This window comes from Burkholderia ubonensis subsp. mesacidophila (assembly GCF_002097715.1).
GTDB classification, from domain to species: Bacteria; Pseudomonadota; Gammaproteobacteria; order Burkholderiales; family Burkholderiaceae; genus Burkholderia; species Burkholderia mesacidophila.
Genome location: NZ_CP020739.1, coordinates 403,392 through 418,995, shown reverse-complemented (window position 1 = coordinate 418,995; position 15,604 = coordinate 403,392). Strand labels below are relative to the sequence as shown.

10 protein-coding genes and 1 pseudogene are annotated in these 15,604 nt (G+C 63.4%); 2 read left to right on the top strand and 9 right to left on the bottom strand.

The window, feature by feature from the left end; all coding sequences use genetic code 11:
- Positions 1-287 precede the first annotated feature (287 nt).
- The gene (locus tag B7P44_RS34165) at positions 288-1,730 is read right to left on the bottom strand and encodes an alkaline phosphatase family protein (protein ID WP_157721137.1); all 1,443 of its coding nucleotides are present in this window, start codon (positions 1,728-1,730) and stop codon (positions 288-290) included.
- A 655-nt stretch (positions 1,731-2,385) separates the two neighbouring features.
- Positions 2,386-2,982 (bottom strand): cysteine hydrolase family protein, encoded by a 597-nt coding sequence (locus B7P44_RS34160; protein ID WP_407924050.1) that lies wholly within the window; start codon positions 2,980-2,982, stop codon positions 2,386-2,388.
- Positions 2,983-3,371: 389 nt separating this feature from the next.
- Here B7P44_RS34160 and B7P44_RS34155 point away from each other — a divergent pair, with 389 nt between their 5' ends.
- Positions 3,372-3,809 (top strand): glycine zipper domain-containing protein, encoded by a 438-nt coding sequence (locus tag B7P44_RS34155; RefSeq protein ID WP_084910437.1) that lies wholly within the window; start codon positions 3,372-3,374, stop codon positions 3,807-3,809.
- A gap of 438 nt (positions 3,810-4,247) precedes the next feature.
- Here the strand turns inward: B7P44_RS34155 and B7P44_RS34150 are convergent, their stop codons facing one another.
- Positions 4,248-6,026, bottom strand: a complete 1,779-nt coding sequence (locus tag B7P44_RS34150; RefSeq protein ID WP_084910436.1) for a M61 family metallopeptidase — start codon at positions 6,024-6,026, stop codon at positions 4,248-4,250.
- 62 nt (positions 6,027-6,088) lie between these two features.
- On the opposite strand from B7P44_RS34150, the gene B7P44_RS36955 reads away from it, so the two are divergent.
- Entirely contained in the window at positions 6,089-6,397 is a 309-nt protein-coding gene (locus B7P44_RS36955; RefSeq protein WP_157721136.1) for a hypothetical protein, read from the top strand.
- A gap of 647 nt (positions 6,398-7,044) precedes the next feature.
- Here the strand turns inward: B7P44_RS36955 and B7P44_RS34145 are convergent.
- The 6 genes and pseudogenes from B7P44_RS34145 to B7P44_RS34120 form a co-directional block, all read right to left on the bottom strand.
- Positions 7,045-8,277: pseudogene (locus B7P44_RS34145) on the bottom strand (trypsin-like serine peptidase).
- A gap of 467 nt (positions 8,278-8,744) precedes the next feature.
- Entirely contained in the window at positions 8,745-9,086 is a 342-nt protein-coding gene (locus B7P44_RS34140; protein ID WP_231716858.1) for a small multidrug resistance protein, read from the bottom strand.
- Complete coding sequence (locus B7P44_RS34135) at positions 9,083-10,252, bottom strand: hypothetical protein (protein ID WP_084910434.1); 1,170 nt, start codon at positions 10,250-10,252, stop codon at positions 9,083-9,085. The genes B7P44_RS34140 and B7P44_RS34135 overlap by 4 nt, the downstream gene beginning before the upstream one ends.
- 18 nt (positions 10,253-10,270) lie before the next feature.
- Positions 10,271-11,740, bottom strand: coding sequence for a UbiA family prenyltransferase (locus B7P44_RS34130; RefSeq protein ID WP_407924049.1), 1,470 nt, complete (start codon positions 11,738-11,740; stop codon positions 10,271-10,273).
- Positions 11,741-11,988: 248 nt separating this feature from the next.
- Positions 11,989-13,758 carry a histidine kinase gene (locus B7P44_RS34125; RefSeq protein WP_084910433.1) on the bottom strand — a complete coding sequence of 590 codons (1,770 nt, stop codon included), beginning with the start codon at positions 13,756-13,758 and terminating at the stop codon, positions 11,989-11,991.
- A 59-nt stretch (positions 13,759-13,817) separates the two neighbouring features.
- Entirely contained in the window at positions 13,818-15,242 is a 1,425-nt protein-coding gene (locus B7P44_RS34120; RefSeq protein WP_084910432.1) for a response regulator c-di-GMP phosphodiesterase, NosR family, read from the bottom strand.
- Positions 15,243-15,604: the final 362 nt, after the last annotated feature.

The following is a 15,604-nucleotide window of genomic DNA, read 5'->3' as shown; positions in this document are numbered from 1 at the left end:
ACATTGCATTGTCTTTAGGGCGAACTTGCCAGCGTGCGGGCGGTCGCCGCACGCTCGGTGCGCCGGCTGCGCGATGCTGCAATCGGCCCGGCCTTCATCGCGTGTGCGGTCTCTGTTTCTCGGACGTGACGATCAATCCATCGATGAACCGGGCCTGGCGAGACGCCTCCCACGGGTCGCCCAAGGCTTGATCAGCACTCCGATCTCCGACCACATAGGTTTGCTACGCTTGAAAGCGATCGTGCAGATCGGCGCGAAGCCCGCCCGGGGCGCGCGTTCTCCGACGATCAACCCGCGACGCCGAAATGGCGCTGGTAGGCTGCCCTGATGAAGTCGTGCGCGTCACCCTGCGTCACCGGAAGCGAGGCGGCCGTCAGCGTTGCGGGCTGCGACGCCTGGGTCAGGTGGTAGATCCTCATCAGCATGTCGCGCTGGTCGGGATCGAGCGCTTGGTTCGCCGGGTGCCGCGGATCGTCGGCGGCGACGGTAATCGGCGGCAAGGCCGCGCGTGGAAGCGTGGCCGGCGTATCGGTGCGTGCCTCGTCCACTTCGTCGAACAGGGCGTCGAAACTGTTGGCGCTCGCGTCCCGCTCGGTGAGGAATGCGCCGAGACCGAACATCTTGTTCAGCGTGACGAGCACCGACGTGTGCTGGTAGCGCGTCGAATCGACACGCTGCGCCTTCACCCACGGCGACGCGATCACCGCCGGCACGCGAACCCCGAGCCGGTCGAACGCGAAGGTCGGCGCGAACGACGGGTCACCGACCATCGGCGATTTCAGCCCGTCAGGATTCGGCACGGGCGACGGCGGCGCGACGTGGTCATAGAAGCCGCCATGCTCGTCGTAGGTGACGATCAGCGCGCTTGTCGCCCAGATATCCGGGTTGCCGCGCAATGCTTCGTACACATCGGCCACGAGATTGTCGCCGTACCGGGCATCCTGAGGCGCGTGCTGCGAGTTCGCGAGTCCGCCGGTTGGCGCGGCCGCGTCCTTCGAATTGAAAAAGCGCGGGATGATGAACGAGTAATTCGCCAGCGTGCCCGTCTCGACATCGGTCTTGAACGCGTTGTCGAACAGCTTGAAGTTTTCCTTCTTCCCGCTCACCCTGGAAAATTCGAGCACTTCATTGCTGTCGAACGCATACGTGGCCCACGTGCAACCCGCGTCTTCGAGCGCGTTGTAGATCGTGCGGATGTCGAGCACGCGCTTCCAGTTGTTCAGCGCGAATCCCGCCGACGTCGCCGCATGCATATAGAAGCGGTTGGGCTGGGTCGGCCCCGGCACTTCCGCAAACCAGTTGTCGCATACGCAAAACGCGTCGGCCAACGCGTTGATGGACGGCAGGCTGGCGGCCGAAAAAGACTGCATCACGACGTGTAGCGTGTCCGGCGACGGGTTCGGCACGTGGTCGTGAGTCAGCTCGTCCCGGTAGTTTCGTACGAACCCGTCATTGGAAGGCGGCAGCGCCGCGCTGGGTCCGGCCTTGTCGTTCACAAGCTGGTAATTCGTCGCGTTCACCGAATGCCCCGGGCCGTTTCCGGCGAGAACGGCAAAAGGCGCACTGCTGTCCACCGCAAATGCGGGATTCGCGGCCGATGCCGGCACGGAAGGATCAAGCAGATTGAATTCGCTCCCTTTGAGTCCGTTGACGTTCGGGCGGAATCCGAAGATATGGTCGAACGATCGGTTCTCGAGCATCAACACCACGACGTGATCGATTTTTCGCATGATCTTTCTCCAGGTAAACGTGCCGCAACGGTCGATTTCGATTGACGTTTGTCTCGTCACACGTTCACGCCTCCAGAACTGCGGTCCGAAGTATCGAACCAGCGCCGTTCTCGACAGTGCGTACGGACACGCTGCTCCAGTCGTCGTGACGAAGCCCCGGAGAAAATTAACCATGACTTGCGAGCCGCCCGCGGACAGCTTGGCGACTCGTTGCGGCTCCGCCCCGTCTTGCCCGATCACGATGGCGCGTCGTGCCGACGTGCTTTCGGGTTGCATTTGCCCACGGATGTGGAAATGCTGGCCGCTTTCCCCGGAATGGAAAATTGCATGACGGCTCCTCGACAGCTCATCGATTTTATTGATTATTTAAATTGATGATTGTGCGAGGAGATTTTTGTCAATATTCAGATATTTGATAACTTCAAATAATCGGAGGATTATCGAGGCGCCGGATTCAGCGCAATCGATGTGATTTGTTTTAGTCCACTTCGCGGAAAGCACAAGAAAAACATATGTCTAATAAAATTGATCGACTCCACTTGCCATCGCCTGTTCGGACACCACCAATTCGGCAAACGTTTTACAAAAGAGAATGGCTTTTTTAATGCGATATCTTGAGAAAGTTGTGCCTCTGGCGGATGTGGGCGACGCGCTTTCATCTTTCCGGCAGTTCGGCGCCGACGCCATCGGAACGGCGCTGCGCACCGGCCGCACTGCCTTTGCTGGAAATGCCCAATAGCGCATCCGCGGTAACGACGGTGCAGTATTCGGAATCCAGGTTGGCCAGCGACATGGCGTGAACATCTTCGGCGCTGCGGGGCGTGCCGTACCAGTCGGGCCGGGCGAACGTGAAGCAGCCGTCGGCCACAAGCCAGGTGCGGAAGCCGAGATTGCCGGCCATGCGAACGGTCGCCTCGACCGAATTGTTCGTAATGACGCCGGCCACGACCAGCGCATCGTGGCCGCCGCCCCGAAGCCGGTCTTCCAGGTCGGTCCCGATGAACGCACTGTTCGTCTGTTTCGGAATGACGGGTTCGCCGGCCACCGGAGCGACCTCCGGTTTGAATTCGTGTCCTGGCTGGCCCGGCCGGTACTGAGACTCCGGGTGCGTGGAGTCGTGCCGGACATGCCATACCGGCCAACCTTGGCTGCGCCAATGGACAAGCAATCGGCGAACTTGCTTCTCCGCATCAGGATTGTTTCTCTCTCCCCAGCTCGGATGGTCAATCGCTCGCTGCAGGTCAATCAGCAAGAGTACGGTGCCGGGAGAAGGAAGTATTGAGCGCATGTGTCGCTTGGTGGAAATTTCAAATCAATTCGAGCCTCGCAGGAAGCTGCTCGACACCCAAATCAGACCATTATTCACACGCGACGTGCAATCACTTCGCGAGGAAAATTCGCCGGGCGGCAACGTTCTGGTTCCGCGCAATCCCTGCCTTCCCGACGCGCAAACATCTTGTCTTGTTATGACAATGAAGAAGCCAGCGCCGGGGCCGGGGCTATTTTTCGCCGAAAGCAAAGTGAAATGTACGTGTCCAACACCCAGCACCCAGCACACGGCTCGAATCGACGCGGATCGATTCAGGCGCCCTGCCATAACCAACCCTCGACAACAGATTGCGAACATGGAAGAACCCGGGCATGTGGAAGAAGATCGTCCCTACCCTCGTCGTCGCGCTCGCCGGCGCGACTGCACTGCCGGCAGCGGCTGACGCTTTGAACAATGCGATTGGCGGCACGCTCGGCGGGGTCGCCGGCGCGGCGGTCGGCGACGCGCTCGGCGGCCGCACCGGCGCGGTGATCGGCGGCGCGACAGGCGGCGGCGCCGGCGGTGCGGTAACGGCGGAGCGTGACGAGCAGACAGGCGCGATCATCGGCGGCGCGCTCGGGGGCGGCGCCGGCACCGTGGCGGGTCAAGCGATGGGGGGCCGCTCGGGCGGCCTCCTCGGCGCGGCAGTCGGCGGCAACCTCGATCGCAACTCGCGCAACCGCGACAACGATCGCGGCGAGCGTCGCTACAAGCAGCGTCGTCACCATCGCGACGACGACTACGACTACTACCGCTACTACGGCTACTGATTGCGGCTTTGGCGTAGCGCGCCGACGCATCCGGTGCAGAACCGGCCGCCGAGCCGCTCCCCGCGAGGCTCGGCGACTTCGATGTTTGCCACGCGCTACGCGCCGGCACCGCTCACGATGGCGCTTTGTTCCACAGCATCCGGCTGATCTTCGTCGTCCCGCCCTCTTCACGAAACTCCCAATCTCGCGCGAATGCACGACCTGCGTCGGATCGCCGTTGTCGAACACGATCGTCAGGGTGCCGAGCAGCGCGGCGGAGCCGACCTGTCCCGACACGTGAATCTCCGTCGCCTCGAACACGGCCTCGATCCGGCAGCCGCGCGTCAGGTCGGCGAACCCGTCGCGAATCGGCCGCAGTCCGAACGAAATGCGGCTGAAGTTGCGAGCAGATCTGTTCGATCTGCTCGCTTGTCACCATGTGGTTGTCCTCGATGCGGTTCAGATCACGGTCTCGATGCCGTGGAAGTTCTCGTAGAAATCGAGCGGGATGGACTGGCCCGCCGCCGGCGCGAACGGCTGGTTCAGCCATTGCGAGATCAACGCGGCCTGACGTGCGGTGCCGGTCCAGCGAAGGCCCACCAGCGTGGTCCGTTCGCCGGGCCGGATCGTGTAACGACGGGACTGGTTGCCGCGCAGCACGTCGAGCGTGACGTCGGCGCCCTGCCGGACGGCGCCGTTCAGCGCTTCCAGCGAGAACGGGTAGGCGTCGACGGCGACGATCGTGTCCTCGGCCGCGAGCCCGCTGCGGCTGGCCGGGCTGCCGTCGAGGACGCTGTAGACGGCGGGTCCGGCGTCGCCCGCGAGAATCACGCCGAAATACGGCACCTGCCCTTCACTGACGTCGAAGCCGAGCGCGCGCAAACTTTCGGGCAGCGCGAGCCTCGCCGGCTCGACGGCCTTCGTCCTCATTCGATTGCCGAGGCCGGGCTGGCAGCGCTCGAAGAAATCGCAGATGTCGTCGATGGTGTAACCCGCGCCCTTGCCCACGAAAGCCTCGTAGAACGCGGCGAACACGGTGTCGAGCGATTGCGCGCCGTCGGTGTCGACGCGCAGCGCCGCATCCAGTTCGAATGCGATCACCATCCCCGCGTCGTAATAGTCGATCGCGCTGTTGGCGCGGCCCGGATACTTGTTGTGATTGAGGTAGGACGCCGCCGACGCGTCGGCTGGACTCACGTGGCGATAGGCCGGCAGCGCGGCCAGGTGCGTGTAGTAGCCGGCAACCGCGCTCAGGAACTGCGCCGGCGTGTAGACGGCGGTGCGCGTACAGGACAGGAATTCGTAATAGCGCGTGAAGCCCTCCGCGACCCACAAGCCCTCGCTGAAACTGCCGTGTTCAAAGTCGAGGTGGCCGAGCGTCGCTGGCCGCAGGCGGCGGACGTTCCACGCATGAAACAGCTCGTGCGCGCAGACCCGCAGGCTGACGTTGTACTGATCGCTGTCGTAGAAGGTCGACGGATCGAGCCCGACCATGGTGCTCGTCAGATGCTCGAGCCCCCACGCGTCGTTCGGATTGAACGACAGCACGTACGTATAGTCCTCGAACGGGAAGCCGCCGAAGATGTCGTGATACACGTCGGCGATCTTGCACAGATCGTCGACGAACCTGCCGACGTTCGCGTCGAAACCCTGCGCGCGCGTCAGGAACACATGATGGAACGGCGTGCCGCGCACCTCGCGCGTGATCGTGTCGAAGCGTCCGACCGAGACGGGCGTATCGAGCAAGCGCGCATAGCCATCGTATTCCCAGTTCCTGTCGGGCAGCGCCGTCGCGCCCGACGGGTGATGGATCGCCCACCCGTCGGGCACGTGATAGCGCACCGTACAGCGGCCGTCGTGCGCGGTCACCCGCAGATACCGTGTGCCGAGCAGCACGCCGTTCAGGTCGCCGAGCACGCCGCATGCCTCGCTCATATCGACCGAAGCGGCCGCGGCGCGATAGCGGATCGTCACCCTGCCGTCCGATGCGCCCCGCGCCGGCACCTTGACCGTGTAGGCGGGCCAGCCGCGGCGATGCACGTCGAGTGCCGCGCCGGTCGCCCCGTCTGTCGCACGAACGTCGAACACATCGCGGCCGTACGGCTCGAAAGCGTAGTCGCCGGGCACCCAGGTCGGCGTCGCCAGCACCAGCTCGCCGGGCGGTACGCCGTCGATCGTGAGTTCGACGCCCAGTTCGTGGCGCGCCGGATCAAGCGTGACTTCGTAGTGAACTTTCATTGTGCGACCTCGCTAGAGATGGCCGACGGCGCGGCATGCCGAGCGCGCAAGGATCGACCGGGTTGAGCATGTTGCCGGTGCTGTACCAGAAGGTGTCGCCTACCGTCAGCGGCACGGCCGCGTCGGCGATGCCCTGGAACCGCAACGTATGTGCGCCCGGCGTGACGGGCGGCCCGCGCCTTCAGCCGGCGCTCGACGAACTTGCGGCTGACGCCCGGCAGCGCGGCCGCCGCGCTCTTGTTGTCATGGCGCGTCGGCGCGACGCGGTCGACCATCTGGATCAACTGCAGGAGCGCCGGCGACTGGCCGACGAGCATGGATTCGGAGAGCGGGCGCGGTGCCGATCCGACACTTTGCGCGCCAAGCGGTAATGCACCGCGCGGCGCATTCATCGTTGCGCTCCGGCGTGCTTTGACGGGATATCTGACTTCAGCGCCGACAACCGGCGACGGAATGCACATTGCCACGCCATGAGCTTCACCCCGGAGACAATATTTTTTTCCGCGACTTTATACCGGCGGCCTTCGCCTTCAGTGCGGCAGCCGGTATCGTCGTTCTATGAAATCCGCCGCTCGCCCTTCATTCATCTGGGGTCGCATCCATTGCCGATGCTTTCCGCATTATCGGCGCGCAGCGCATTTGATTGAATCATCCATGTAATTTTCGAGCGGCGCGAAATATTCGCAAACGACATGTCAAAGCGTAGCACGCCCTGCTTGCCGCATCATGCATCTGCAATCCGGCTGACGTCATTTTTTTATGACCGGGAACGCGGGTTACCGGATACGTGTATCGGGTCGATCGATTATTCGTGATTGCGTGTTCGATCGACGCGATTGCTTCGAGGATTCGCTTGCGTATCGATGACGATTCACCCGCCCGTCGGGCAGTTCGCCGGGGCAGACTGTCATCCTGATGCGGAACCGCCGAGAGGATGCGCCGCGGGAAGCGGCCCGTACCGCCGTGCCTCTGCACGACGAACGCGAGACCACGCGCGGCGCACTCCGCGGGACTGCGCTCAACAAGCTGCCGGCGTGCTGGTGCACACGGTATTCACGAGCATCACGATGTTGCCGCTCGTGAACGACGACGCGCCTTGCTGTTTCACCGTCGTATCCGTATAGCCCCAGCTCGTTACGCCGACCACGGTATTGTGCGCGGCCGCATTGCCGAAGCCCGTGCCGTTGAGTGCCGGCTGCATGCCAAGATTGACGAGCCACGGGCCGCCGCTCGAACCCCCGGTCATCAGCGATCCGATGATCGTGTTGTTCGAGTTGCCGGAGGACACGAATCCTTGCGATTCGTTGCGCTCCATGAGGACGCCGCTATCCAGAGACACCGGGTAGCCGAGCTGGTCGATCAGCGCGAGTCCCGACGGATTGTAGCCATAGCCGTTCCATCCATAGCCGAACCATCCGGCGCGATTGCCCGCATACGATCCGCCCTGCGGGGCCAGCACGATCACGGCCACATCGTCCTGGCAGACGACGCCGGCGACGGCGCATGGATCGGTGCCGTTGTAGTAGGACGTCGGGACCGTGGCGGATGCCGCGTTCCACGTGCCATAGGGCGCGGCCCCGTTGTTATAGGCGGGAACGAATACCCAGTTCGAGTAGAACTGCCGCTGACCGAAATTCGCCACGCAGTGCGCGGCCGTGACGACCACTCCCGGTTTGATAAGGGATGCAGAGCACAGGTAGGTCGACGAGCCGATGTTGAAAAACAGCTTGCCGGCCGCGCGGAACGGATAGTAATACTGCGTATTGTCGCCGTTTGCATTCACTTGGCTGGTGGTGTACGGTTGATTCGACGATCCGAATTCCTGCGGCTGGACCCCGGCCTGACTCAAATCGACGGGCGCCACCAGTTGGACCGGCCTTTGCTTGCCGTCTCCCGTGCCGCCTCGCGCGTAACCCGGCACGCCAAGAGCCGGTCTGGCGTTGTACATCAGCGCATCCATCACGGAGGGCGGCGCCACGACCGGCCTCGGCAGCGGCATCGGCAGAGCGTTCTTGAAATCGATCGCGGCAACTTGCAGGCCGTGCTCCGGTAACGTGACCTGCGTCACCTCTCCTTTTGCCGTGATTTGCTGGGCAACGGCGCCGGTCGAGATCAGCGAACCAGCCGCAGCAAAAGCGACCTTCCTGAACAAACCGTTCATTTGAATCCCCTTTTGAATTTATGGATGATTTTTCTGAGATTCGAAATATCTGTCGAACGTCGAGGCGCCCCTCAGCTTGCATGAAATTATGCCGGGCGAATTAAGCGAATTGCGAGGACGTCGTGTGGAAGAGGCTTCCGGCGCGCCCTCTTTTTTGTTCTCAGGGAGTCGGGTGCCGAATTGATCGATTTTAATTCTTTATTTAATTTTTATCGATGATGTGGCGCCGCGTAACAGGCCTTTTAATTTGCCGGAATGGCGCAAATAAAATCTACATCCTTATTTTAATTTTGTCCATATCATATGATTTCATAAGGCTTATTATTTTTTGTAATTATGGCGAGGCTTTCTCGTGAATGTCGGACTGACGGCGGGAGCTGCAGTCACGGTCGACAGACTTCGCCCCCATACGGTGGGCTTTTCGAATGAAGTGTGTGCAGTGGATGTCGATGCGCAGATGACGGGCAGTGCGCCGCATCCGAGTCGCGCGCCACGGGTGGCAGCGCGCGCCCGGTCATGCAGACACCCGCGCGCTGCCCACCCTACCGTTGCTTGCCTTACGCAGACCGGGTCACCATCCAGATACCGGCGAGAATGACCAGCGCGCCCACCACCTGGGTCGGACGCAGCACATGTTCATGCACCGCCGTGAAGCCGAGCACGACAAGAATCGAAATCGCGACCATCAACGGATAAGCGACACTCAGATTCGCCTTGCGCAGCGCGAACGCGTACAACACGAACCCGACGCCGTATGCGCCGATCGCCGCGCCGCGCAGCACCCACGGCAACAGCGCCGAAGAGGCGGCCGCCGCGCCCTGCACCGCGGCGACGCGCAGCAGCACGCTGGCCAGTCCGCCGAACGCACCGCTTGCGGCAAGAATCAGCCAGTTCATCATGCGGTCTCCCGTGCTTCGGCAACGCCGGGCACGCGCGGCGTGTCGGCCGCTGCGCGGCCGCCGAAGATCGCGTCGAAGCGGGTCGCGCCGTGCAGCGCGATCAGGACGATTGCCGGAAACACGACCGAGAAATTGCGTGCCTCGTCGCGGCAACCGAAGAGCATGAACAGCGGCACCACCGGAACGAATGCCGCGAAGAAATACCGGCGATAGCGCGCCGGCGTATTGCGCCACGCCGCGCGGAAGAACACTGCGAGCGGCACCAGCATCAGCGGATTCTCCAGGCTCGGCGTGAAAATCCCCTTGCCGATCAGGTTGTAGAACGACAGGTACGACGCCGGATTCACCCAGAATTTCAGGTTGCTCCACAACTGGAAGGCGACGAAGTCCCCGTCATTGGCGGCATAGCCGCGCATGATGAAGTGGCGCGTCGCGAAGCAGATCGCGAGCTGCACCGCGAGCCAGCCGAACCGCTTCGACAGCGCGACGTCGCTGTCATGCAGGAAGAACAGCGCGAGCGGCACGAGGAAGAACGTTTCCTTGTTCAGCGAGAAGATCGCGATCAGCAACGTGCACGCCACCATGCGCTGCCGCAGCAGGAAATAGCACGCACCGAGCGCACCGAGAATCTCGAAGAAATCGTAGTAGTACCCGCCTTGCTGGAACGTCAGCGGATAGATGAAGCTGAATGCGGCAAGAAAGCCGACCGACTGACCGAAACTCAGTCCGTGCAGGCGCGCGAGCTTGTAGACCAGCAGCAGCGCGAACAGCGCCGACAACACGATCGCGATGTAGGTCAGGTGATAGGTGATCGCGACCACCGGCGTCCAGTACTCGCTCGGCACGCCCGTGAAATAGGCATTGCGCAGCGAATCGTGGCGCGTGATCGACCGGTAGATTTTCTGCTGCTTGTCCGGATCGAGCCGCTCGGCCAGCCATTTCGCGGCCTTCGGAAACGACGAGCGATAGACGAAGGGCTTCGGGGCGTCGCCGTTCATCATGCCGACCAGGCTGTAGCTGGTCGCAAATTCCCCGCCCTGGTCGTCGCGGAACCCCCATTTCAGCAGCATGCTGTTGGTGATGTTGCCTGCGCAGATGAACAGCATCACGTAGACGATCGCGAAACGGCAGAACGCCGCGACTCTTTTTCGATTCTTTTCCGTCATGGGTATTGAATGTTCCACTTACAGGATCGGCAGGAAATGCGCAGCCAGCACGATTGTCACCATCACGAGCAGCACCCCGAGGCTGCCGCGATTCTCGAGCAGGTGCACGATCGGGTCGTCGTGCATCGCCCCACGCACCGTCGTGACCCACAGCCGGCCGAACAGATAGATCATCGCGATCTGCACGAGCCAGAGCAATTGCGGTGACGCATAGCGCGCAGCCGTTTCGGGGGCGTTGATGAAGAGTCCGAACACGACCACCGCGGCCAGCGATGCGCCGATGCCGAACGGCCACAGCACTTCGAGGTCGCCGACCCGGTAGTCGCGGCCGGCGGATTCGCGCTTGTCGCTCTGCCGCAGCAGCACGAGCTCCGAACAGCGCTTGACGAGCGCGAGGCTCAGGAACGTGAGGACCGAGAACGCGAGCAGCCAGTGGCTCACGGCGATGCCGACCGCCACGGCGCCGGCGACGATGCGCAGCGTGTACAGCAGCGACAGCACGATGACGTCGAGCAGCACGATCGACTTCAGCCGCCAGCTGTACGCGGAGGTCAGCATCAGATACAGGGCGAACATCCCCGCGAATTGCGCCGACACCGCGCAGGCGAGCGCCAATGCCAGCGTCAGCAGGACGGCGCAGCCGCCTATCCCCTGCGCGATCGACAGCGTGCCTTTCGCGAACGGGCGATTGCGCTTGCGCGGATGACGGCGGTCGTTGTCGAGATCCCACAGATCGTTGACGATGTAGGTCGCGGACGCGCCAAGGGACAGCGCGAAAAACGCCAGCACCAATGTCCGGATCTTGTCGGCGTCGAAGAATGCGAACGCCGTGAGCAACGGCACGAACAGCAACAGGTTCTTCAGCCATTGATGCACGCGCAGCGCCTTGCACCAGGTCGCGACGTTGACGCACTCGTTCGTGAATTCGCGTTCGACGCGAACGGTGTCGCGGATCGTCGCGGTCACGGCCGGTGCGGCGCCCGCGAGAATCGCGCCCTGCGCCGCGGCCCAGACAGGAAGATCGGCCTTGCTGTCGCCCGCATAGACGAAACGCTCGCCGACGTGCTTGCGAATGCTCGCCAGTTTCGCTTCGCCTTTCAGGTTGGTCTCGCCATCGGTCGCGATGACTTCGTCGAACAGGTCAAGATGCTCGCCGACGCGTTCCGCAATCGAGCGATGCGCGGCCGTCGCGAGGATGATCTTGCGGCCTCGCTGCTGCTCCTGTTCGAGATATTCGACCAACGGCTCCCGATAAGGCAAATGCTCGACGCGCAGATCGGCCTGCTCGGCAATCCTGGCCTTGAACGTGCTGCGGCCGCTGGCGAGCCAGAACGGAAATCGCAGCAGGCTCGCCGGCTTGCGCCGGACGGCACGGATCACGGATTCGGCCAGCGTGTCGGTTGTTGTCAGCGTGCCGTCGAGATCGACGACAAGCGGTAAATCTCTGGTCTCACGCACTTTCAATACTATTAGTGTTGTTTGAATCAATTATTCATCGCGATACGTTAATAATCGCCATGACGTACTGCTGGCGTGAGACTCGTTTCCTCGCACGCTTCATTTTCTTGACGGCTCGGAATGATACAGCATGTAACACAATCCGCTGTGACGTTTCGGAATACCATTCCATCCGCTAACTGGCGCGCCTTTAGCGCGCACCGGGAATCCGGGGCGCGGTTGGCGGATGATGGGCGACTAGACCGTTAGTTGCGCTCTAGGGCGACGTAACCAGGCATTCACACCTCATCCCGCAGCACGGCGGCATGCGCCTCGTCCCGCTCGTGCCGGACCGGCAACCGGATCGAGAACGTCGAGCCGCGCCCCGGCTCGCTTGCCACCTCGATGACGCCGCGATGACGCTCGACGATCCCGTGCGACACCGACAGCCCGAGCCCGGTCCCCTGCCCGACCGGCTTGGTCGTGAAGAATGGATCGAAGATCCGGCGCATGACGTCGGGCGGCATGCCCTTTCCGGTATCGCTGATCGCGATCGTCACGTGGTCGCCGTCGCACGTCGTGCGAATCGTGATGACGCCGCGTCCCGGGATCGCCTGCGCCGCATTGACGAGCAGGTTCATGAACACCTGGTTCAGTTGCGAAGGCAGGCATTCGACATGCGGCACGTCGCCGTACTCGCGCACGATGTCGGCCTTGTACTTGAGTTCGTTGTGAACGACGTTCAGCGTGCTATCGAGGCCCGCGTGGATGTCGACGACGCTCCATTCGTCGCTGCCCGGACGCGAGAAGTCGCGCAGGTCCTGCACGATGCGCCGCACCCGCATCGTGCCGTCGATCGACTCGTCGATCAGCGTCGCGATCTCGCCGCGGATATAGTCGATGTCCGCCGCACGTCCCGCGGCCGTCAGTGCGAAACGGGTTTGCGCGTCGTGCCGCGGCATCGCGGCTTCGTGCGCGGCGACCACGTCGAGCAGGCTGTGGACCCAGGTTTTCAGCGTATTGAGATTCGCGCTGACGAAGCCGATCGGATTGTTGATCTCGTGCGCGACGCCGGCCGCGAGCTGCCCGATCGACGCGAGCTTTTCCGACTGCAGCAGTTGCACGTGGGTTTCCTCGAGCTCGTGCAGCAGGCGCCGCTGCTCGTCCTTTTCCTGTTCGAGGCGCGCTTGCGCCGCCTTGCGTTCCTCGATCTCGCGCGCCATGTGCACGCGGGTGCGCTGCAGCGTCTCGGTCGTCAGCTCGTATCGGCGCAGCGCGTGTTCAAGCTCGGCCGTCCGCAGCTGCACGAGGTCCTCGAGCATGTCGGTGATGCCGCGCAGGAACATCGTGCGCGCGTCGAAGCGCGAGATCATCAGCGTCACGATCAGGATCGCCAGCGTGAACAGCGCGACCGTCGTTGCCAGCCACGGCGTGTCGATGCCGTTCGCGGCGCCGCAACGCGCGTCCGGCGCGAAATGCGCGGCCGCCATCGCCGTGTAATGCATGCCGCTGATCGCGACGCCCATCAGCGTGGCCGCGCCCGCGCGTCGCGCGATCGCAAATCCCGCATTCCGCGTGCGCAGCGCCTGGGCGAGCCACAGCGCGGCGGTCGACGCCAGCACGGCGATGCCGATCGACGCGGCGAACAGTGCGGAATCGTAGCGAATGCCCGGCTGCATCTGCATCGCGGCCATGCCCGTGTAATGCATGCCGGCGATGCCGCCCCCCATCAGCACGCCGCCGGCGAGCAGCCGGGAACGCGTCAGCTTGGCGCGCGTCACCACGCTCAGCGCGAAGTACGACACGAGCACCGCGATCGCCAGCGATACGCCCGTCTCGAGCAGGTCGTAGCCGAGGGGAATCGGCAGCGAGAACGCCAGCATCCCGACGAAATGCATCGACCAGATTCCGGTGCCCATCGCGGCCGCGCCGCCGCTCAGCCACGCGCGCTTGAGCCCCGGCTTGTCGAGCAGCGAAATGAACGCGGCCAGGTCGAGCGCCGTGTAGGAGGCCAGCGTCGCGATGACGAGCGACAGCAGGACGAGCGACAGATGGTAGGTGCCTTGCATGGTCGCGCCCGGTCAGGTGAAGGTGCCGTTGCCGCGCAGTGCGGCAGGTCGTGCCGCCGTCACCCGGCCGGGCCGCCGGCCGCCGGCGCTGGCTTCGGCGCGCTCGGGGCCGCGAGCACCAGAATGTCGAACGGCGTCCCTTCCCGTGCTTCGAAACGGCGCACGAGGTCGATCTGATGGGTCGTCATCACGCTGCCCTTCGTCATCAGCAGCACGCCGCGATGCGTGCGCAGGTCGTCCGCGAGCTGCATCCCTTCGCACAGCTGCCCGGATTTCACTTCCGACACGGACGATGCGATGCCCAATGTCGCGGGCCTTTTCATCAGCGCAACGAAACGTTCGACGATCTGCGGGTCGTAGCGCACGCCGGCCTGCGACTTGAGGACGTCGAGCGCCTGTTCGACCGAATGCGGCGGGCCGATCTCGCCGAGGCGCAGCCCCTCGAAATCGCGCGCGACCGCGACGATCCGCGAGCCGAGCGGAATATCGATGCCCGCGAGGCCGTTCGGCGTGCCGCGGCCGTTGAACCGCTCGTACTGGTGCAGCACGATCGACGCAACCTGGTGAAGCTGCGCAACCGGCGTCAGCACCATCTGCGCGCGCAGCGGATGCTGCTGGAACAGCCGCGCCTCGTCCGTGGTCATGCGGCTGATCGGCTTGTGCAGCAGCTCGTCGGGCAACGACAGCTTGCCGATCCCGTGCAGCAGCCCGGCGTAATAGACGTCCTGCGCATGAAGGCTGGACATGTCGGACGCGAACGCGAGATGCCGCGCGATTTCGCCGATGCGCATCGACTGCCCGCTGGCGGCCCCGCAGCGCAGCTCGATCATGCTCGCGCAGATCTGGACCATCGCCGTGAAATTGCTTTTCAGGTCGCGCTGCGCCGCTTCGAGGAACATCACTGCCTGACCGAGTTCCTCGGTGCGGGCCCGCACCTGGTTTTCGAGCTCCGTGTTGAACCGGCGCAGCGTGTCGTTCTGCGCCTGCGTGAGCGCCGTCAGCCGCGCAGCCTCGCGCCGCAGGCGCTGCTGCTCGAGCGCCTGTTCGATCGTCAGCAGCAGGTCGTGGTCGTCCCACGGCTTGTTCAGATAGCGATAGATACTGCCTTCGTTGATCGCCTGCACCACCGAGTCGATTTCCGAATAGCCGGTCAGCAGGATGCGCATCGTGTCGGGGTACGACGCCCGCGCGCGGGCAAGGAACGTCGCGCCGCTCATGTGCGGCATGCGCATGTCCGATACGATCAGGTCGACTTCGGTCGACGCCAGGATCTCGAGCGCCGTCTCGCCGCCGTCGGCGGTCAGCACTTCATAGCGCGCCGGCCTGAGCAGGCGCTTGAGCGCCGACAGCACCGGAGGCTCGTCGTCGACGAGCAGGATCACGGGCACGGCGGGCGAGTCGTCGGCCGGCTGCGTCGCGTCGACTGCTGCATCGGGTGCGAGACTGCTGCCGCCTGTTGTGCTGTTCGTTGCCGGCGTCGTCATGATGGCCCTCGTATTGAATTCTCACGCCTTGCCTGCAACATCGGCCTGCGCCGCCGTTTCTGCATCAGGGGAAACGCGGATCAATGTCCGGCGCGCGTTAGCCTGCGCCGGTTGCAGGGAGATCGGAACGACGGCCTCAGGCTGCCGTTGCGCCGTGGATGGCGCGTTCATGATTCCCCGGAATGCGAACATGCGCGACGTGCGCGGCAGGCTGCGGCTTGCTATTCCTGTCTTTATTCGGTGACGTCCTGCTTGTGGCGCCGGCCAGCATGGCTTTCGACAATGCTATGAATTCGATCCCGAAATTTCAAGCAGCTTTGCGCGTGCCTTGTTCGGGCATTTCCGAAAGCCATCCGAAACGT

Excerpts from the sequence above, each read along its gene's own strand:
- B7P44_RS34165 (WP_157721137.1), bottom strand. The coding sequence starts at position 1,730 with ATGCGAAAAATCGATCACGTCGTGGTGTTGATGCTCGAGAACCGATCG.
- B7P44_RS34155 (WP_084910437.1), top strand. The coding sequence starts at position 3,372 with ATGTGGAAGAAGATCGTCCCTACCCTCGTCGTCGCGCTCGCCGGCGCG.
- B7P44_RS34150 (WP_084910436.1), bottom strand. The coding sequence starts at position 6,026 with ATGAAAGTTCACTACGAAGTCACGCTTGATCCGGCGCGCCACGAACTG.
- B7P44_RS34140 (WP_231716858.1), bottom strand. The coding sequence starts at position 9,086 with ATGATGAACTGGCTGATTCTTGCCGCAAGCGGTGCGTTCGGCGGACTG.
- B7P44_RS34135 (WP_084910434.1), bottom strand. The coding sequence starts at position 10,252 with ATGACGGAAAAGAATCGAAAAAGAGTCGCGGCGTTCTGCCGTTTCGCG.
- B7P44_RS34125 (WP_084910433.1), bottom strand. The coding sequence starts at position 13,758 with ATGCAAGGCACCTACCATCTGTCGCTCGTCCTGCTGTCGCTCGTCATC.
- B7P44_RS34120 (WP_084910432.1), bottom strand. The coding sequence starts at position 15,242 with ATGACGACGCCGGCAACGAACAGCACAACAGGCGGCAGCAGTCTCGCA.